A 19,435-nucleotide genomic window follows, 5' to 3' on the forward strand; every position below is an offset into this window, starting at 1 on the left:
TAAATCCTTATGATCCATCCTCTCTATTAACTTTTCACTTTTTACTCCTCACTACTCACCTCTCACTACTCACCTCTCACTCTTCACTTCTCACTTCTCACTCTTCACTTCTCACTTCTCACCTTTCACTTCTCACCTTTCACCACTCACCACTAAACAGTATCAATAAAAGTTTTCTCCGTTTTGTTAAAAATAACCAATCCTATTAAAAACAACACGATACTAATTGCTAAAGTATATCCAAAGCCAAACCAACTAAAGGTACCTGTGTTCAATAACATGTATCTAAATCCTTCAATAATCTGGGTCAACGGATTGTATTCTACAATAAGTGCTACAGAAGCCGGAAACTTGGCTTTCGCTTCACTTACAGGATATGGCACTGCTGAGACATACATTAACAATTGAACACCAAAACCAACCAAGACCGTTAAGTCCCTATATTTGGTGGTCATGGACGAAATGATCATCCCCAACCCCAATCCCAAAAGGGCCATCATTAGGATATATACAGGCAGTAATATCAAATGGCTATTAAAGCCCAAGGTACTCCCCTGAAAAGCATAGTACACATAAAAGCCGATGAAAATGCCTAATTGAATACCAAACTTTAGGAGGTTAGAAATGGTAATGGACATGGGCATAATGACTCTAGGAAAATATACTTTTCCAAATATACCTTGATTGGACGTAAACGTGTTAGACGTACCTGTGAGGCACTCTCTAAAATAATTCCAGGCGGTTATGCCTGCCAAGTTAAATAAAAACGGTGGGACCCCATTGGTGGAAATTTGTCCTAAATTATTAAAGATTAGCGTAAAGATGACTGAAGTAAATAAAGGCTGAATGACGTACCATAAGGGGCCCAAGATGGTTTGTTTATAAACCGTAACAATATCCCGTTTTACAAACAACAACAATAAATCCCGATACCGCCATATTTCCTTAAAATTAAGGCCAATAAGTTTGTGTTTTGAAGAAATAGTATATAACCATTGATCTTGTGGTGTCATAGTTTAAAAAAGCATGTTTATTACTTGTAATATAAAAAATACATTGGTGTTCGACAAAGACTTAAGACCGCTGCGCTGAAAGACATAAGACATAAGACTTGATTCGCAACCATTTGAAAATTAAGCCCATCTGATTTTCATTTTTAAGCTCAAAAACTAAAACGCCCTTTAGGGCTTTAGCAAGGTGATCTATTTTTAAATTTCCCTGACAGCTTGCTGCTGTTAGCAAAATCAAATTGTATAAGATTTTAATCGGACAACAATGAAATGAATATATCATATTACAACCTTGGGTTTGATTGGGACAAATAAAATTTGACCATGTGTTGCAGCCCCTCATCCAAGGTGGTTAATTCCCGTTTTAAAATGTTTTTCATTTTGGTAACGTCAGGGCAACGGCGCCGCATATCACCTTCCTCTAAAGCTGGCAAATGGATAATTTCTGAAGCCGATCCAGTAAATGCTATTATTTTTTTGGCAAGACCCAAGATACTCATTTCTTTATCGTTGCCGACATTTAAAACAGTGTTCTTATAGTCGTCATGCAATGTTTTTACGCAAGTGGCAACCGTATCCGCAATATAACAAAACGAACGGGTTTGCAAGCCATCACCATAGATCTGGATGGGTTTATTCTCCAGAGCCGATTTTAAAAATTTAGGAATTACAAAATCTGTGCTTTGCTGTGGCCCATAGGTATTAAAAAATCGAAAAATGGTATAGTCCAACCCGTATTCTTTTTGATAAGTCTTAAAAAAAGCCTCCCCCACATTTTTGACAATGGCATAAGGCAACCGCGAATTTAAGGGCGTGGTATTTTCGTTTTGCGGAATTTCAAAAGGTTCGCCATACACCTCAGAGGAGCTGGAATAGAACACGCGCTTTACCCCCGAGTTGCTGGAGAGGTCTAAAATATGTTTGATGCCCTCAATATCTTTCAAAACACCAATCGGATCGGCCAAAGTGCGCTTAACGCCAACTACCGCAGCAAAATGAAAGACATAATCAAAATTAAATTGTTGGAAAACAGGCGCTATCTGTTCATAATTATTGACATCAGCAGTTATAAAAATGATATTGGTGTCCTCGGGTAGTTTATACCGATGTCCCGTTGAGAGATTATCGACAATAACAATCCTGAACGCCTCGGTTTGTGATAACTGAGCCGCCAATGCGCTGCCAATATTGCCCGCGCCGCCTGTAATCAAGATTGTTGTCATAGAATAAATTAACTTAAATATCGCTTCTGTTGGTCTCTCATAAACTCCTAAAGAGTACGGTTAAATGAGCATTGCGAAATATGTTACGAAGATAAAAAATGATCGCACCAAAGTCCAAGAATCTGATGTAAATTCTCAAACAGGCAAATTGATGGCATGTGATTTGGAAACCGATCTACTTTATTTTTAAGACCCTAATACAAGGGTTTAACGTATAATTTGTAAAGCGGAATATTTAAAGGGATTGCTCCATTTTAGGTTTTATATGGGGTTTATTACCCACTAAAGGCATCCCAAGTAAGCTTTAATCCTTCCCGAACCGTATACCGAGGTTCGTAACCCAATAAGTTTTGCGCTTTAGAAATATCCGCTAAAGAATCGCGCACATCGCCTTGACGTTCTGGGCCGTAAACAGGCTCTAATTGAGAATTAGCGGCAGATTTTAATGCATCCCATAAATAATTAATATCGATACGCTCGCCACAAGCCACATTAAATACGTGGTTGCTCGCTGCTTTAGAAGCAAACATACCTTTGATATTCGCTTGCACTACGTTATCTATAAAGGTAAAATCTCTAGTTTGTCCGCCATCACCATTTATTTTTGGAGACACCTCATCTTTTAAGGCTTGCATAAACATCGGAATTACCGCTGCATAAGCCCCTTTCGGACTTTGTTTTGGCCCAAACACATTAAAATAACGAAAACCAATCACATCGGTGCCGTAGGTTTTACCAAATACGTCAGCATAGAGTTCGTTGACATATTTAGTAACTGCGTAAGGCGACAAGGGTTTTCCTATAGTGTCTTCAACTTTCGGCAAAGACTGACTATCCCCATAGGTAGAACTAGAGGCCGCATAGACCATACGTTTTACTTGTGGATTGTCTTTGATGGCAATCATCATGTTTAAAAACCCAGAGATGTTCACCTCGTTTGTGGTAGCAGGATCTTTGATAGATCTTGGTACTGAACCGAGTGCCGCTTGATGGGACACATAGTCCATATCTTTTACAGCCTTATGACAGGTGTTAACGTCCCTAATATCACCCTCCAGCAATTCAAAAGCTGGATGTGACATAAATTCGGTCAAGTTTTCACGATGTCCATTGGAAAAATCATCGAGTACGCGTACTTTTTTAGCGCCATGCTGCAGTAAATATTGGACTAAATTAGACCCAATAAAGCCCGCACCTCCCGTAATTAAAAAGTTGTATTTTGATAAATCTTCCGTATGGTGAGTGTGTGTGTACATCATTATAATCTACCGTCTACAGTGTCTTTTGGCAATAAGGATTTCACATCAAAAATAACGCCTGTATCTGATTTTAAACTTTGAATGTCCAATTCTAAAAATTCATTATGGGACACTGCAAGAATAATCGCTTCATACTTAGAAGCCAATTTGGTATCTGTACAAATCAAATTTAAACCATATTCATGTTTTACTTCTTCTGCTGAAGCCCAAGGATCATAAACCTCAACATTCACATCGTAACTTTCAAACTCCTTAACAATATCAATAACTCTTGAATTTCTAATATCAGGACAGTTTTCTTTAAACGTAATCCCCAAAACCAAAACTTTAGCGTCTTTAATCCGTGCCCCTTTTTTAATCATCATTTTGACAGTTTCCTGGGCCACATAACCACCCATACTATCATTCATCTTACGACCTGCCAATATAATTTCAGGATTGTAACCTGACTCAATAGCTTTTTGCGCTAAATAATAAGGATCGACCCCAATACAATGCCCCCCGACTAAACCTGGAGACATTTTAATAAAATTCCATTTGGTGCCTGCAGCTTCCAAAACTGCTTTGGTATCAATGTCTAGCAACCTAAAGATTTTAGAGAGCTCATTTACAAACGCAATGTTAATGTCGCGTTGCGAATTTTCAATAACTTTTGCCGCTTCAGCAACCTTAATACTAGGCGCCATATGGGTGCCAGCAGTAATAATGGTTTTATAAAGATTGTCCACTTTAACAGCAATTTCAGGGGTTGATCCTGAAGTAACTTTTAATATTTGAGTGACCGTATGGACTTTATCCCCTGGATTAATCCGCTCTGGCGAATAGCCTGCAAAGAAATCCACATTAAATTTAAGTCCAGATTCCTGCTCCAAAATAGGCACACAAATATCTTCTGTTACCCCTGGATACACCGTGGATTCATAAATAACTATCGCACCTTTCTTGAGTATTTTACCTACCGTCTCACTAGCTTTTATCAAAGGCGTAAAAATAGGCTTGTTCAGCGCATCTGTTGGTGTGGGTACCGTAACGATATAGAAATCAGAATCTTCAATATCTGAGGCCTCACTAGATACCAGCAAACCGCTTTTAGCATTTTTATCTGTTACCAAAATGGATTTTAGCATGTCATTATCAACTTCCAAAGTTCGATCAATGCCATTATTTAGCTCATCAATTCTTTTTTGATTGATATCAAATCCGACTACGAGAAACTTTTTTGCAAATTCTACAGCTAGAGGCAAACCTACATAGCCTAATCCTATAACTGTTATTTTAGTTTGTGTCGTCATTACGAGTTTTTTAGTGATTTTAATAGAAAGTGCAAATCTAAAGAAAAACTATAATTTTTCACGTATCTTTTATTGATTTCAACTTTATCTTTCCAGATAATCGTTCTATTGTAGCTTTCAGGGTCCATCTGTTTTGATAAGATCAGCTCTTCATCTTTATATTTTAAGGTAGCAGGACCAGTAATACCAGGCTTCACTTCCAAAATAATCCGATCGTCGCCTTGCAATGCATCAGCAAAACCTGGAAGATCAGGTCGGGGGCCTACAAAGCTCATATCGCCCTTTAAAACATTAAAAAGCTGAGGGAGTTCATCAAATTTAGAGGCTCTTAAAAACTTACCGAAAGCGGATGCATAGTAATCCATATGCCCCAAACGATGCACTCCTTCTTTTAAGGTTCTAATTTTATAAATCTTAAATCGCTCACCATATTGCCCAATGCGTTCTTGTAAAAAAAGTCCGTTTGCTCCTGTATCAATGCTTGCCATTAAAAAAAGAAGTATAATGGGAATGCCTAGTAGTGGTAGTAACGCTAAGGCCAGCATCAAATCAAAACTACGCTTTAAAAGTGCTTGTTTGGGTGAGATCAAAAGTGATGGCTTAGGAATTTATTTTTATAAATCTTTTAAAACGTTTTAGCAAGGATGTTTTATCATTTCCTTCGTGATAGGCATTTCCATAAACGCCGTACCCATATCCGTAACCATAGCCATACCCGTAACCATACCCATAGTTATTGTTGGTTTTATGCTTGTAGAAATTGAGAACAAAGCTAATGTTTTTCACTTCTCCCATTTTATATTTGGCATTGATTAAGGCCAGCATGCCTCTTTTGGTATAATCTAAACGCACCATAAATAATGTGGCATCTGCATATTGGGTCAACTCTAAAGGATCAGTAACCAACCCAAGTGGTGGTGTATCCAACACAATCATGTCATAATGCTTACGGGCATGCTCAATAAGTTCCTTCATCCGGTCTCCCATCAATAATTCTGACGGATTTGGTGGCACAGGTCCCGAGGGAATGACATCGAGATTGTCGATAAATGAGTGGTGATTGACTTCATCAAAAGAACTTTCGCCTATCAGATAATTGACAACACCCTTGTCATTGGTAATTTCAAAATCATCAAAGATCTTGGGTTTTCTTAAATCCAATCCCAACAGCAAGGTTTTTTTACCCGATAGCGCATACACCGTGGCCACATTAATGGCGCAGAAAGTTTTTCCTTCCCCACTTACTGAGGAGGTAATCATAATGGTTTTACCCTTCCCTTCCGCTTCGCCTTGCTTTTTGTAAATAAATTGCAAACTGGAGCGAATGGATCGAAAGGATTCTGATACTGCCGACTTAGGTCTTTCAAACACCACTAAATTATTTTTGTAAATGTATTTACCAATCAATCCAATAATGGGGATAGTGGATAATCGTTCTATCTCATCAGAGCCATGAATGGTATTATCTAATAGAAATATTACAAAAATAAAAAACATGGGTGCAAAAAAACCAACCATCAAGGCCATCATGTAACTCAAGGATTTATTAGGCCCAATAAACCCGCCCCCAATATCCTTGGCCTCATCAATGGTACTGATATCAGAAACATTTGCTGCCTTTACAATGGCTGCTTCCCCACGTTTGGTCAAATAGATATTATAAGCCTCCTGACTGATATCCATTTTACGCTGAATTTTCAAATATTCCTGTTGTTCTTCAGGTAAATTGCTCAGTTGTGCTTCAAAACGGGCAATATTTCCATTTATGGCGCCCAAATTAATACCGATGGTTCTCTTGGTATTATCAATGGTTTCTAATAGCACATTTTTTTCCGCATTTATTTGCCGGTCAATATCCTTAAAAATAAGATTACCCTCCTTTACCGTATACTCCTTGGTTTGACGCTCTATAGCTAGGGTTGTAATTTTAGCCACGCTAGTTAAGATGTTACTTTCATTAATACCTACAGAAGATGGGGCTGCTATTTTTGTGTAATCAGTTTTTGTACGCAAATAAGTTTCCAGCGCATTCAAATAATTCAACTTGGTACGTTCCTCTTCTCTATTTAAATCGAGTACCTTTAGTTTTTCTGATACTATAGACATTTCTTCGGTCACATCAAAAAGCTGGTTATCCTTTCTAAACGTGTTCATTTCATCGGTCACATCTTTAAGATTATTATTAACCGCATTTAAACTGCTATCGATAAATTTGATGGTATTGGTAGCGTAAAGATTCTTTCTATCCAACTCCATCTTACTCAAAATAACCGTGGTCGCATTTAGATAGTCAACAATTTTGGCTTTGTTGGTCCCCGTCAGAGATAACTTTAATACAGATGCGGATTCTTTTGAAAAAGGATCAATCTTAATCCCATTCTGATACCCACTTACTACGCCATCAAAATTTAAGAACCTGACATAATAAACAGATCCCTTATTAGCAATATGCCCAGGGCGCGGTGTTATTTGCGCATTAAAAAAGGGCAGACTGATCTCTTCTCCAAAATTATAGACTTTTTTAAAATCTCCTTGAGGCACGCTAACTTGAAAACGCTCTTTGTCTAAAGGGCGTTGTACATTAGCCACCGTACCTTTAAACTCATTAAAGATCTCAAATTGTTTTTCATTAATAATACGAATTCCAATGGGTGCACCTAAAAATTGGCCTTTAGTTTTATCCAGAATTACTATAAAAGGTGCCTGTTTATAAATGTCTTCCATTCTATATTCTCCTTGTTGCAAATATTGCATGTAATACTCCAGAGAATCGACAACCAATTCATTATGACTTCGGGTTTTGATAGACGTCATAATTTTCCCCACCTTACCCGAAACACCGCCCCAATTAAATGAAATACTTGTGTTTGCAGTAAAAAAAGGATTCTGCTCACTTTCTATGGAAATCAGAGAATCCAATCGGTAGATATTTTGTTTCCGAACGTTTATGAAATAAGCTATAACTAAAGCCACACCTATGCTTAGAATGATCAACTTCCAAAGATTAAGGGCTTTAAATAAAAACCCCCTAAAATCAAAAGTAATTCCTCTAGGTTCAGAATAGTCGTTCTCGTAATCTTCCATAAGACAATCTTACCTCGTAATTAATAAAATGGTGGTCGTCACAAGTCCCAATACCGTGATCAGCGTGCCCAAAGTTTCCTTTCCTGTAATACCGGTTCCCCAAGTTTTCTGTCTTAGCGGTTTCACATAAATCATATCATTGGGTTGAATATAGTAATATGGCGAGTTCATCACATTCAAATCGGTGAGGTCAAGATGATGGATTTGTTGCCCTTGCGGATATTGACGAATGATCAACACATCTTTGCGTTCTCCCGTAATAGGAATTTCGCCCACATTAGCAATAGCTTGAAAAATATTGACACGCTCTTGAAATAGTATTTGAGACCCTGGTGAGCCCACTTCGCCCATGGCGGTATAGCGTAAACCGGATAATTTTACGGTTATAAAAATATTAGCAGTTTCCTTAAATTGTTCCTCTAAAAGTCGTGCTTTAATCTGTTCTTCAATCTCAGTGGTGGTATACCCAAGTACAGTAATCAATCCCAATTCAGGTACCCTGATCTTACCATGGGTATCTACCGTAAACCCATCAAAATAGGCCCGTTCTGAAGCACTGGCATTAAGATTCCCTTCTCCTATCGGGTTAAAGATACTCACATTGTCTTGATCCAACACTTTAATCCGAATATTTAAAATATCGTTAATTTGAACGCGATACGGTTTTTGCTGCGCTATCATTACCTGTAAAGAGTCCGTTGCAGTGTTTTTATTTTGAAGATACACAATGTCTTTATGCGGAATACAGGATGTTAAAAAGAAGGTCAGAAGGACTCCAATAACCACTAAAATTTGTTTCATAAACGGCGACATGTATTTTAACAAATATAAGTTATCACTAACAATATCAAAACAATTCTTCTTTTTTTCGGTCAAACGCATCCAGCGCTCAATTTCATTATCCTATATTTTCTCTACTCTCTTTCACTTCTCTCTACTCTCTCTTCTATTTTCTCTATTCTTAATACTTAATTCTCAAATCTTAATTCTCTATTCTTTATTCCCCACCCCCCTTATGCTTTATTCTTGTACATATTCCCGTTATTTGTAAAAAAATTAGACCTTGAATTACTTAACTGTTGAATCTATCTCAAAATCTTATGGCGAAGTAGCGCTATTTGAAGATCTTTCCTTTAGCATCCATAAAGATGATAAAATTGCTTTTGTGGCAAAAAACGGAAGTGGTAAAACTTCCATTTTAAATATACTTTCCGGAATGGACCAACCTGACAATGGCCAAGTGGTCATCAGAAAGGGTTTGCGCTTATCTTTTTTATCGCAGTCACCCCAATTTGAAGATCACCTGACGATTGAAGACACCATTTTCAAATCTGATTTACCCATTTTAAAAGTGATTGAGAGTTATGAAAAGGCACTTTTAAATCCGGAAGATGCTGACGCCTACCAAAAAGCTTTTGAAGGTATGGACCGACATAACGCTTGGGAATTTGAATTGCGTTTTAAACAAATTCTGTCACAGCTAAAATTAGACGACCTGACCCAAAAAATTAAAACGCTTTCTGGAGGTCAGAAAAAACGTCTGGCTTTGGCTACAGCACTCATCAACAATCCTGATCTTTTGGTATTGGATGAACCTACCAACCACCTCGATTTGGAAATGATTGAATGGCTGGAGCAATATTTTGCCAAAGCTCAGATGACCTTATTTATGGTAACGCATGACCGGTATTTTCTAGAACGCGTCTGTAATGAAATCATTGAACTGGATCATGGGAAATTATTTACTTACAAAGGCAATTACTCCTATTATTTAGAACAAAAGGAAGCCCGCATTACCAATGAAACGGTTGAAACGGGCAAAGCCAAACAACTCTTTAAAAAAGAATTGGATTGGATGCGACGCCAACCCAAAGCCCGTACTACGAAATCCAAATCGCGTATTGACGATTTTCAGGACATTAAAGCTAAAGCCAATCAGCGCCGAAATGACCACAAGATACAGTTGGAAATCAACATGGAGCGTTTGGGGAGCAAAATTGTGGAATTCCATAAAGTCTCCAAAGCATTTAAGGATAAAGTCATTTTAGACGGGTTTGAATATGTGTTCAAAAAAGGAGAACGCATCGGCATCATCGGAAAAAACGGGACAGGGAAATCGACGTTTTTAAATATGTTAACCCAAACCATGGCTCCAGATTCTGGGAAAGTGATTATTGGCGACACGGTCAAATTTGGGTATTACACGCAAAACGGTATAAAAATAAAGCCAGGCCAAAAGGTTATTGACGTTATTAAGGAGTACGGAGAATATATCCCGTTGACCAAGGGGCGTCAAATAAGTGCGTCGCAATTGTTGGAAAAGTTTTTATTCGACCGCAAAAAACAATATGATTTTGTAGAAAAATTAAGTGGTGGCGAGCAAAAACGTCTGTATTTATGTACGGTATTGATCCAAAACCCGAATTTCCTGATTCTGGATGAGCCTACCAACGATTTGGACATTGTAACCTTAAATGTCCTTGAAGATTTTCTATTGGATTTTCCAGGTTGTTTGTTGGTGGTCTCTCACGACAGGTATTTTATGGATAAGATTGTCGATCATTTATTTGTTTTTAGAGGGGACGGAGAAGTTGAAGATTTCCCAGGAAACTATTCTGATTACCGCGATTATGAAGCGTCGACCCCTTATGTAGAAACCCTAAAGACGGAGTCTGCTCCTTCTGACGTTAAAAAGAATACCGCAGAAAAACTATCCTACAATGAGCAAAAAGAATTGAAATCCTTAAATAGTAAAATCAGATCGCTTGAATTGGACAAAAAAGCCTTTGAAGAGAAATTTCATGACAGCTCCCTCTCACAGGAAAAAATCAACAAACTGTCTGAGGATTTACAAAAAATAATTGATGACATTGCCGTTAAAGAAGCACGTTGGTTTGAATTGTCAGAGAAACTGGAGTCATAAATGTGAGTATTGATGAGAAGAAGATGAAGGATGAGTGAGAACAGAGAGAAGAGAAAAGAGAAAAGAGAGAAGTTCAAAAAAAATCTCGAATATCCAATAACGAATAACTAATAACGAATGTTGAATAAGGTATAAAGAACAGAGATTAACGAATCCCGATTCACGAATTTAAAAGTTGAATGGTGAAGCAAGGTGACATTGATTGATTTTCATTTTGTTTGCTTTATTTTAATATTCAACTACCCTCATAAATTCTCCTCCTCGTAAAGAAGGAGTGGATTCTGCTACCGAAGAGAAGCAGAAGACGAGGTGGTTTTTTATCTTGATCATAGTTTAGGATCGAATTTTGAGTAGAATAAAGAACAAAGAACCTAGAGCCAAGAATCAGGACGGAAGGCGGAAAATTTTGAACTTTGAACATATTATAATATTCAGCGCAAATCCAAAACATCAGTGTCATCAGCGTTCCATTGAAAAACCAAAGACTAAAAACAGAGAATAGAGAGAAGAGAACAGAGAACAGAGAATTAACGAATATAAAAGTTGAATAGTGAAGCAAGGTGACATTGATTGATTTTCATTTTGTTTGCTTTATTTTAATATTCAACTACCCTCTTAAATTCTCCTCCTCGTAAAGGAGGAGTGGATTCTGCTACCGAAGAGAAGCAGAAGACGAGGTGGTTTTTATCTTGATTATAATTAGGATCGAATTTTGAGTAGAGTAAAGAACAGAGAACCTAGAACCAAGAATCAGGACGGAAGACGGAAAATTTTGAACTTTGAACATATTATAATATTCAGTGCAAATCCAAAAAATCAGCGTCATCAGCGTTCCATTGAAAAACCAAAGACTAAAAACTGAGAACAGAGAGAAGAGAATAGAGAATAGAGAATAGAAAGCCAAGAACCAAGAATCAGGACGGAGGACGGAAAACTTTGAGCTTTGAACATATTATAATATTCAGCGCAAATCCAAAAAATCAGCGTCATCAGCGTTCCATTGAAAAACCAAAGACTAAAAACTGAGAACAGAGAGAAGAGAATAGAGAACCAAGAATCAGGACGGAAGACGGAAAATTTTGAACTTTGAACATATTATAATATTCAGCGCAAATCCAAAACATCAGTGTCATCAGCGTTCCATTGAAAAACCAAAGACTAAAAACTGAGAACAGAGAGAAGAGAATAGAGAATAAAGAACAGAGAACAAAGAACAGAGAACAAAGAACCTAGAGCCAAGAACCAAGAATCAGGACGGAAGGCGGAAAATTTTGAACTTTGAACATATTATAATATTCAGTGCAAATCCAAAAAATCAGCGTCATCAGCGTTCCATTGAAAAACCAAAGACTAAAAACAGAGAACTGAGAACAGAGAATAGAGAACTCTGAACAAAAAACTGCCAACTGAACCCTCAAACCTGAAACCTGAAACCTGAAACAGAAAAAACCTGAAACAATTTTTTACCAGTGTATCAATTCATCGCCTATCTAAAATTCCTTTTAAAAGCAAGTAACCAACACGGGGTGCATTCTCCGTTTGTATATCATTTGGTTACGAAATGCTTTTATGACCGATCAGATCATGAAGCGTATGCTGACCTAGCGTCTTACCGTTCAGAACTGCTTAACAATGCTGATAGTATTCATATTACAGAGTTTGGATCAGGCTCTAAAGTGTTTAAGTCAGATGAACGCCACATTAAGGCCATTGCAAAAACGTCAGGTACCAGCCTAAGAAACGCAAAACTCCTCTTTAGGATCGTCAGGTATTTTCAACCACAGGAAGTCTTAGAGTTAGGTACAAATCTGGGTATCGGCACACAGGCCATGGCTTTGGCGCATCCTCAAGCAAACATCACTACTATTGAAGGCTGTCCAGAACTCTTAAAAGTGGCCAATCGCAATTTCTCGGACCGAAAGCTTTCAAACATTAAAAGCCTTCAAGGCTCCTTTAAAGATAAAATTCAAGAGTTGCCACAATCAACCTGGGATTTGATTTTTTTTGACGGGCACCATTCCAAAGACGCTACATTGGCCTATTTTGACCTGTTATTACCCACTGCCCATAACGATTCTGTGTTTATTTTTGACGATATTTACTGGTCCAAAGGTATGACGGAAGCCTGGGACATCATTAAAAAGCACCCGCAGGTGACGGTGACGGTGGATACCTTTAATTGGGGAATTGCCTTTTTCAGAAAAGAACAACTCAAGGAACATTTTAAAATTAGAGTGTAACAACTTGTGCCTTTACACGTCATATGAATCGTAAATCATTTATTTTACAGATCCAAAAGTCACCGCACTGTAATTAGAAATTTAAACATAAACTAACCCATGGATAACGTCATTCACATTAGAAATATCGTCAGAAACTTTCAATTAGGCTCAGAAACGGTCTATGTTTTAAAGGACATCGATTTAGATATTGAACGCGGTGATTATGTGGCCATCATGGGACCGTCAGGGTCTGGGAAATCGACTTTGATGAATCTTTTAGGCTGTTTGGACACCCCAACCTCAGGCACTTATATTTTAAACGAACAGGATGTCAGCAAACTGAGTGATGATCAATTAGCCGAAATCAGAAATAAAGAAATCGGATTTGTTTTTCAAACCTTTAATTTACTGCCCAGAACCACAGCATTAGATAATGTGGCCTTACCTATGATTTATGCTGGGGCTTCTAAAGCTGATCGCAAGATTCGTGCTACTGAAGTATTGACTGATGTAGGTTTGGCAGATCGTATCCACCATAAACCTAATGAACTGTCTGGAGGGCAACGTCAACGTGTGGCAGTAGGTCGTGCGCTGGTCAATAAACCATCCATAATTCTTGCTGATGAGCCTACCGGAAACCTAGATTCCAAAACCTCATTGGAAATTCTGCAATTATTTGACGACATTCATAAATCCGGCAATACCGTGATTGTGGTTACCCACGAAGAGGATGTAGCCGCTCGTGCATCACGGATCATCCGTTTGCGTGATGGGGTGATTGAGAGTGATATGAGGAATTAGTGGGGAGTGAGGAGTGAGGAGTGAGGAGTGAGGAGTGAGGAGTTTAAAGCTAATTTACCTGACAGAGTGCAACACCACCGAACCATAATTTTACAATTTACTTTTCAGATCATCAGTGGCCAGTAAAACAGGTGACCCCATTAAAGCATGACCTGATACGAGATCTTAAAAATGACACCTTGTTTTTAAACCAATTTCACTAAGAGTGATTGGGCAAATTAATTTAGAACAACTATTGTTTATCAGTCAGTTATAATCAAATATTTGTTTCCTGCCTGACGGCAAGGGCAGGTTTATTCTATAAGCGCAGCAGTCTTTATTCTTTATCGGACAATACTATTTTCAGATAATGAATCGTTCTCTTTTTTATAAAAAAGAGTCGTGTATTCGTCATTAAAAACGCGTAACTTTGAACTATAAACATTGAATCTTTCAGTATGAAAATCTATACCAAAACTGGTGATAAAGGCACCACGGCCCTATTTGGCGGCACTAGAGTCCCCAAACATCACATTCGCATTGACAGCTACGGAACCGTTGATGAACTTAACTCGCATCTTGGTTTAATTAGAGATCAACCTATTGATCAACACTACAAAGAAATTATAATGATCATTCAGGAGCGGTTATTTACCGTGGGCGCTACTTTAGCGACAGATCCCGCAAAAGCAATGCTCAAAAACGGCAAGGAACGTTTAAACATTCCGAAAATCTCTGCTGCTGATATTGAACTTTTAGAAAATGAGATTGACCGCATGAACGATTCCCTCCCTCCAATGACACATTTCGTACTACCAGGGGGTCATCAAACGGTGTCATTCTGTCATATAGCCCGTTGCGTATGCCGTAGAGGTGAGCGTTTAGCATCAGCACTGAACGACTTAGAGCCGTTTCAACCGGAATCTCTAACCTATTTAAACCGTTTATCTGACTACCTTTTTGTATTGGCACGAAAGTTGTCCAGTGAGTTGGAGGCCGAAGAAATTCAATGGATTCCAAAAAAAGAATCGTAAGAAAATTAGGCGGAGACCTATTTTTTGATTATATATAATAGTCAGGAAATCATGTCAGAATTATACGCTCTTTTTAATAATGGTTAAATAATTCATTTTTTACTTGATTCTTACAACAAAAAAATTATTTTTGCAAAAATTTAAACCGAATAACACATGTATTGGACATTAGAACTGGCATCTTATTTAAGTGATGCGCCTTGGCCAGCCACTAAAGACGAATTAATCGATTATGCGATCCGTACTGGAGCGCCTTTAGAAGTGGTAGAAAATTTACAAGCAATTGAAGATGAAGGTGACTCTTACGACTCAATTGAAGAAATCTGGTCAGATTATCCAACCGATGAAGATTACCTCTGGAACGAGGACGAATATTAAATAAATCAGAAAAATTAGTTAAAAAGTCTCCTTATGAGACTTTTTTTGTGCGCTATTTTTTAATAACCTTAGCACAAACCGTATCTTTGTAAGCCTTGAATGGCAAAAACAGCATACAAACAACATTATATTAATCTGCACTGAGCTTGTCGAGGTGTAAACACTAATACCATATGAGTTTTTTAGATTCAGTATTAAAGGTTTTTGTTGGCGACAAATCCAAACAGGATGTCAAAGCCATCACACCTATAGTAGACCAAGTTAAAACCTTTGAAAACGCTTTGGAAGCCTTATCCCATGATGAACTGAGGGCGAAAACAGCGTTTTTCAAATCAAAAATTGAAGACGCACGACAGCCTTTTAACGATACAATTGACAAACTTCAAAAGGATGCGGAAGCTACAGACGACATTGATGAGCGTGAAGATATCTATCAAGAAATTGACCGGATTAAAGATGACATTTACAAAGCCACTGAAGCTGTTTTAAACGACATTCTTCCAGAAGCTTTTGGTGTGGTCAAAGAAACCGCTAAACGTTTTGTTCACAATACCACCATCACGGTATCCGCAAGTACGTTTGACCGCGAAATCTCAGGTAGCAAAACCTATGTCACTCTAGAAGATGACAAAGCAATTTGGGCAAATTCTTGGGATGCGGCAGGAAAACCGATTACTTGGGACATGATTCATTATGATGTGCAGCTAATTGGTGGGGTGGCACTTCATCAAGGTAAAATTGCCGAGATGCACACTGGGGAAGGGAAAACGCTTGTAGCATCACTTCCAATGTATTTAAATGCCCTTGCTGGCAGAGGTGTACACTTGGTAACCGTGAACGATTACCTGGCAAAACGTGATAGCGCATGGATGGCACCTTTGTTTGAATTTCACGGCATGAGCGTGGATTGTATTGATTATCACCAACCAAATTCTGCCGCACGTAAAAAAGCTTATTTGGCAGACATTACTTACGGAACAAATAATGAATTTGGTTTCGATTATTTACGTGATAACATGGCGCATGCTCCTGACGACTTGGTACAACGGCCGCATCATTTCGCCATTGTAGATGAGGTGGATTCCGTTTTAGTTGATGATGCTCGTACACCGTTGATTATTTCTGGACCGGTACCTCAAGGAGACCGCCATGAATTTACAGAACTGAAACCAAAAGTAGATAGTATTGCAGCTGTACAGCGTCATTATTTAACCGGTGTTTTGGCTGAAGCTAAAAAATTAATTGCTGACGGAGATACTAAAGAAGGTGGCTTCAAGTTGTTGCGTGTGTATAGAGGTATTCCTAAAAACAAGGCCTTAATAAAGTATTTAAGTGAAGAAGGCATCAAGCAACTCCTTCAAAAAACAGAAAATCAATACATGCAGGACAATAACCGTGAGATGCCTAAGGTAGATGCGGAATTGTACTATGTGATTGACGAAAAAAACAATCAAGTAGAATTAACAGATAAAGGTGTTGAGTTTTTATCTGGAGATGATGATCCTAACTTTTTTGTAATGCCAGAAATTGGGATGGAAATCTCAAAAATTGAAGCAAAAAACCTTTCTAAGGAAGAAGAAGCAGACGCTAAAGAAGAATTGTTTAGAGATTTTGGAATCAAGTCAGAACGTATCCATACCCTAAGCCAGTTATTAAAGGCTTACGCCCTATTTGAAAAAGACATTCAATATGTTGTGATTGACAATAAAGTGATGATTGTTGATGAACAAACGGGTCGTATTATGGATGGGCGTCGCTACAGTGACGGGTTGCACCAAGCTATTGAAGCTAAAGAAAACGTAAAGATAGAAGCCGTTACCCAAACTTTTGCAACGGTAACGCTCCAAAATTACTTTAGAATGTACCGCAAATTAGCGGGTATGACCGGTACTGCGGTTACCGAAGCTGGTGAGTTTTGGGAAATCTATAAATTGGACGTAGTTGAAATTCCAACCAACAGACCAATTGCTCGTGATGATCGTGATGATTTAGTTTATAAAACCAAACGCGAAAAGTACCATGCCGTTATTGATGAAGTGACCAAACTCTCAGAAGAAGGGCGTCCAGTATTGATTGGTACAACCTCCGTTGAAATCAGTGAGTTGCTAGGAAAAATGTTGACACTTCGCAAAGTGTCCCACAACGTATTAAATGCAAAGCTCCATAAAAAAGAAGCTGATATTGTTGCAGAAGCAGGACAACCAGGTCAGGTGACCATTGCCACCAATATGGCGGGTCGTGGTACGGATATTAAATTAAGCAACGACGTCAAGAAAGCAGGCGGTTTGGCCATTGTAGGTACAGAGCGACATGATTCTAGACGTGTAGACAGACAGTTACGTGGTCGTGCCGGACGTCAGGGAGATCCAGGAAGCTCACAGTTTTATGTGTCTTTGGAAGATAACCTAATGCGTCTTTTTGGTAGTGAACGTATTGCCAAAATGATGGATAGAATGGGTTTAGAGGAAGGTGAAGTGATTCAACATTCCATGATTTCAAAATCCATTGAGCGTGCCCAGAAAAAAGTTGAGGAAAACAACTTTGGTGTTCGTAAGCGTTTATTGGAATATGATGATGTGATGAATGCGCAACGTGAAGTTATTTACAAGCGTCGTCGTCATGCTTTACACGGAGAACGTTTGAGTGTGGATTTGGCAAATATGATTTTTGACACCTCAGAAGGCATCACCCAAACCAACAAAGCGGCTAACGACTTTAAGAATTTTGAGTTTGAATTGATCCGTTATTTCTCAATGAGCTCCCCTATTACGGAAGCTGAATTTGGGAAAATGTCAGAGCAGGACATTGCTGCTAAAATTTATAAAGCAGCGTTCAATCACTACAAAGAAAAAATGCAGCGCAATGCAGATATGGCATTCCCAATCATTCAAAATGTATATGAAACACAACGTGACAAGTTTAAGCGTATTGTAGTGCCGTTTACTGATGGTGTAAAGAGTTTGCAAGTAGTTACAGATCTTGAAAAAGCGTACAACACCAATGGTAAGCAGTTGATTAATGATTTTGAAAAGAACATTACCCTTGCCATCGTAGATGATGCCTGGAAAACCCATTTACGTAAAATGGACGAACTGAAACAATCGGTTCAGTTGGCAGTGCACGAGCAAAAAGATCCCTTATTGATCTATAAATTTGAAGCTTTTGAATTATTTAAAGTGATGATTGACCAAGTGAACAAAGATGTGATTTCATTCCTATTCAAAGGAGAGCTACCAACAGAAACCACTGATGCTATACAGGAAGCACGTCAGGTCCGTTCTAAAGAAAAATTAGAAACCACCAAAGAGGAAATTCCTAATTTGGATGAGCTTTCTACCCAAAGCAGGGCTGCGGGTAACACCCAACGTCAGGAAGTTGTAGAAACCATAGTTCGCGATAAGCCTAAAATTGGACGTAACGATAAAGTGACCATCAAAAATGTGATGAGTGGTGAAAACAGAACCTTAAAATACAAACAAGCAGAACCGTTGTTATTGAAAGGCGACTGGGTATTGACGGAAGAGTAATCCAATTTATGCGAAAGCAGGAATCTCATAACAAAAAAATCCTGACCTCAATTGAGGTCAGGATTTTTTTTTGAATGCCGTTGTTGGTATTAAATGCCGCTGTTGGTGTTTTCCACCAACAACCCAACCTATGCCCTCGTCGCCACCGTTATTGCAGTTTATAAAAACAACCTAAGCTATGCCATTCATGAAACACCAAAATTGGCATTCAATGTAGTTCCGACTTAACCAATCAATGTTGGTGAAAAACACCAACATTGGCGCTCGTATTTTTTTCCAACTGTTCAGGTCGTGGTTGGTGTTTCCATCATGCCGTTGTTGGTGTTTTCCACCAACAACCCAACCTATGCCCTCGTCGCCACCGTTGTTGCAGTTTATAAAAACAACCTAAGCTATGCCATTCATGAAACACCAAAATTGGCATTCAATGAAGTTCCGACTTAACCAATCAATGTTGGTGAAAAACACCAACATTGGCGCTCGTTCTTTTTCCAACTGTTCAGGTCGTGGTTGGTGTCCTTCATGCCGTTGTTGGTGTTTTCCACCAACAACCCAACCTATGCCCTCGTCGCCACCGTTATTGCAGTTTATAAAAACAACCTAAGCTATGCCATTCATGAAACACCAAAATTGGCATTCAATGAAGTTCCGACTTAACCAATCAATGTTGGTGAAAAACACCAACATTGACGCTCGTATTTTT

The 19,435-nt window shown here is 38.4% G+C and carries 15 protein-coding genes; 8 read left to right on the plus strand and 7 right to left on the minus strand.

The genetic code is table 11. The features are described 5' to 3' along the window. Nucleotides 1–152: 152 nt before the first annotated feature. The 7 genes from JEM65_RS20100 to JEM65_RS20130 all read right to left on the minus strand — a co-directional run bounded on the left by JEM65_RS20100 (nucleotide 153) and on the right by JEM65_RS20130 (nucleotide 8,669). Entirely contained in the window at nucleotides 153–1,013 is an 861-nt protein-coding gene (locus JEM65_RS20100; RefSeq protein WP_199603388.1) for an ABC transporter permease, read from the minus strand. 281 nt (nucleotides 1,014–1,294) lie between these two features. Continuing rightward, nucleotides 1,295–2,233 (minus strand): NAD-dependent epimerase/dehydratase family protein, encoded by a 939-nt coding sequence (locus tag JEM65_RS20105; RefSeq protein ID WP_199603390.1) that lies wholly within the window; start codon nucleotides 2,231–2,233, stop codon nucleotides 1,295–1,297. A 275-nt stretch (nucleotides 2,234–2,508) separates the two neighbouring features. Next, on the minus strand, nucleotides 2,509–3,489 hold the full coding sequence (locus tag JEM65_RS20110) for an SDR family oxidoreductase (RefSeq protein ID WP_199603420.1): 981 nt from the start codon (nucleotides 3,487–3,489) through the stop codon (nucleotides 2,509–2,511). A 2-nt stretch (nucleotides 3,490–3,491) separates the two neighbouring features. After that, nucleotides 3,492–4,784, minus strand: coding sequence for a nucleotide sugar dehydrogenase (locus JEM65_RS20115; protein WP_199603398.1), 1,293 nt, complete (start codon nucleotides 4,782–4,784; stop codon nucleotides 3,492–3,494). Beyond that, nucleotides 4,784–5,374 (minus strand): sugar transferase, encoded by a 591-nt coding sequence (locus tag JEM65_RS20120; protein WP_233530756.1) that lies wholly within the window; start codon nucleotides 5,372–5,374, stop codon nucleotides 4,784–4,786. The genes JEM65_RS20115 and JEM65_RS20120 overlap by 1 nt, the downstream gene beginning before the upstream one ends. Before the next feature lie 10 nt (nucleotides 5,375–5,384). Then, the gene (locus JEM65_RS20125) at nucleotides 5,385–7,868 is read right to left on the minus strand and encodes a polysaccharide biosynthesis tyrosine autokinase (protein WP_199603400.1); all 2,484 of its coding nucleotides are present in this window, start codon (nucleotides 7,866–7,868) and stop codon (nucleotides 5,385–5,387) included. A 9-nt stretch (nucleotides 7,869–7,877) separates the two neighbouring features. Beyond that, nucleotides 7,878–8,669 (minus strand): polysaccharide biosynthesis/export family protein, encoded by a 792-nt coding sequence (locus tag JEM65_RS20130; RefSeq protein ID WP_199603401.1) that lies wholly within the window; start codon nucleotides 8,667–8,669, stop codon nucleotides 7,878–7,880. Nucleotides 8,670–8,931: 262 nt separating this feature from the next. On the opposite strand from JEM65_RS20130, the gene JEM65_RS20135 reads away from it, so the two are divergent. The 8 genes from JEM65_RS20135 (at nucleotide 8,932) to JEM65_RS20165 (ending at nucleotide 19,176) form a co-directional block, all read left to right on the plus strand. Continuing rightward, nucleotides 8,932–10,791 carry an ABC-F family ATP-binding cassette domain-containing protein gene (locus tag JEM65_RS20135; protein ID WP_199603402.1) on the plus strand — a complete coding sequence of 620 codons (1,860 nt, stop codon included), beginning with the start codon at nucleotides 8,932–8,934 and terminating at the stop codon, nucleotides 10,789–10,791. Nucleotides 10,792–12,260: 1,469 nt separating this feature from the next. After that, nucleotides 12,261–13,031, plus strand: coding sequence for an O-methyltransferase (locus tag JEM65_RS20140; RefSeq protein ID WP_199603403.1), 771 nt, complete (start codon nucleotides 12,261–12,263; stop codon nucleotides 13,029–13,031). Between the two features lie 99 nt (nucleotides 13,032–13,130). After that, entirely contained in the window at nucleotides 13,131–13,814 is a 684-nt protein-coding gene (locus tag JEM65_RS20145) for an ABC transporter ATP-binding protein (protein ID WP_199603404.1), read from the plus strand. 437 nt (nucleotides 13,815–14,251) lie between these two features. Next, nucleotides 14,252–14,827 (plus strand): cob(I)yrinic acid a,c-diamide adenosyltransferase, encoded by a 576-nt coding sequence (locus JEM65_RS20150; RefSeq protein WP_199603405.1) that lies wholly within the window; start codon nucleotides 14,252–14,254, stop codon nucleotides 14,825–14,827. 156 nt (nucleotides 14,828–14,983) lie between these two features. Further along, nucleotides 14,984–15,205: a DUF2795 domain-containing protein gene (locus JEM65_RS20155; RefSeq protein WP_010177336.1), complete on the plus strand. Its 222-nt coding sequence runs from the start codon at nucleotides 14,984–14,986 to the stop codon at nucleotides 15,203–15,205. Between the two features lie 173 nt (nucleotides 15,206–15,378). Then, entirely contained in the window at nucleotides 15,379–18,732 is a 3,354-nt protein-coding gene (secA, locus tag JEM65_RS20160; RefSeq protein ID WP_199603407.1) for a preprotein translocase subunit SecA, read from the plus strand. Between the two features lie 102 nt (nucleotides 18,733–18,834). Next, complete coding sequence (locus JEM65_RS22915) at nucleotides 18,835–18,960, plus strand: hypothetical protein (RefSeq protein ID WP_262895272.1); 126 nt, start codon at nucleotides 18,835–18,837, stop codon at nucleotides 18,958–18,960. Between the two features lie 63 nt (nucleotides 18,961–19,023). Further along, nucleotides 19,024–19,176: a hypothetical protein gene (locus tag JEM65_RS20165; RefSeq protein WP_199603409.1), complete on the plus strand. Its 153-nt coding sequence runs from the start codon at nucleotides 19,024–19,026 to the stop codon at nucleotides 19,174–19,176. Nucleotides 19,177–19,435: the final 259 nt, after the last annotated feature.

It is taken from the genome of Gelidibacter salicanalis (assembly GCF_016469035.1).
GTDB lineage: Bacteria > Bacteroidota > Bacteroidia > Flavobacteriales > Flavobacteriaceae > Gelidibacter > Gelidibacter salicanalis_A.

Bases quoted from the DNA above. Each gene is read 5' to 3' on its own strand.
- JEM65_RS20115 (WP_199603398.1), bottom strand. From the start codon at position 4,784: ATGACGACACAAACTAAAATAACAGTTATAGGATTAGGCTATGTAGGT.
- JEM65_RS20150 (WP_199603405.1), top strand. From the start codon at position 14,252: ATGAAAATCTATACCAAAACTGGTGATAAAGGCACCACGGCCCTATTT.
- secA (WP_199603407.1), top strand. From the start codon at position 15,379: ATGAGTTTTTTAGATTCAGTATTAAAGGTTTTTGTTGGCGACAAATCC.
- JEM65_RS20130 (WP_199603401.1), bottom strand. From the start codon at position 8,669: ATGAAACAAATTTTAGTGGTTATTGGAGTCCTTCTGACCTTCTTTTTA.
- JEM65_RS20145 (WP_199603404.1), top strand. From the start codon at position 13,131: ATGGATAACGTCATTCACATTAGAAATATCGTCAGAAACTTTCAATTA.
- JEM65_RS20155 (WP_010177336.1), top strand. From the start codon at position 14,984: ATGTATTGGACATTAGAACTGGCATCTTATTTAAGTGATGCGCCTTGG.
- JEM65_RS20125 (WP_199603400.1), bottom strand. From the start codon at position 7,868: ATGGAAGATTACGAGAACGACTATTCTGAACCTAGAGGAATTACTTTT.
- JEM65_RS20100 (WP_199603388.1), bottom strand. From the start codon at position 1,013: ATGACACCACAAGATCAATGGTTATATACTATTTCTTCAAAACACAAA.
- JEM65_RS20110 (WP_199603420.1), bottom strand. From the start codon at position 3,489: ATGTACACACACACTCACCATACGGAAGATTTATCAAAATACAACTTT.
- JEM65_RS20105 (WP_199603390.1), bottom strand. From the start codon at position 2,233: ATGACAACAATCTTGATTACAGGCGGCGCGGGCAATATTGGCAGCGCA.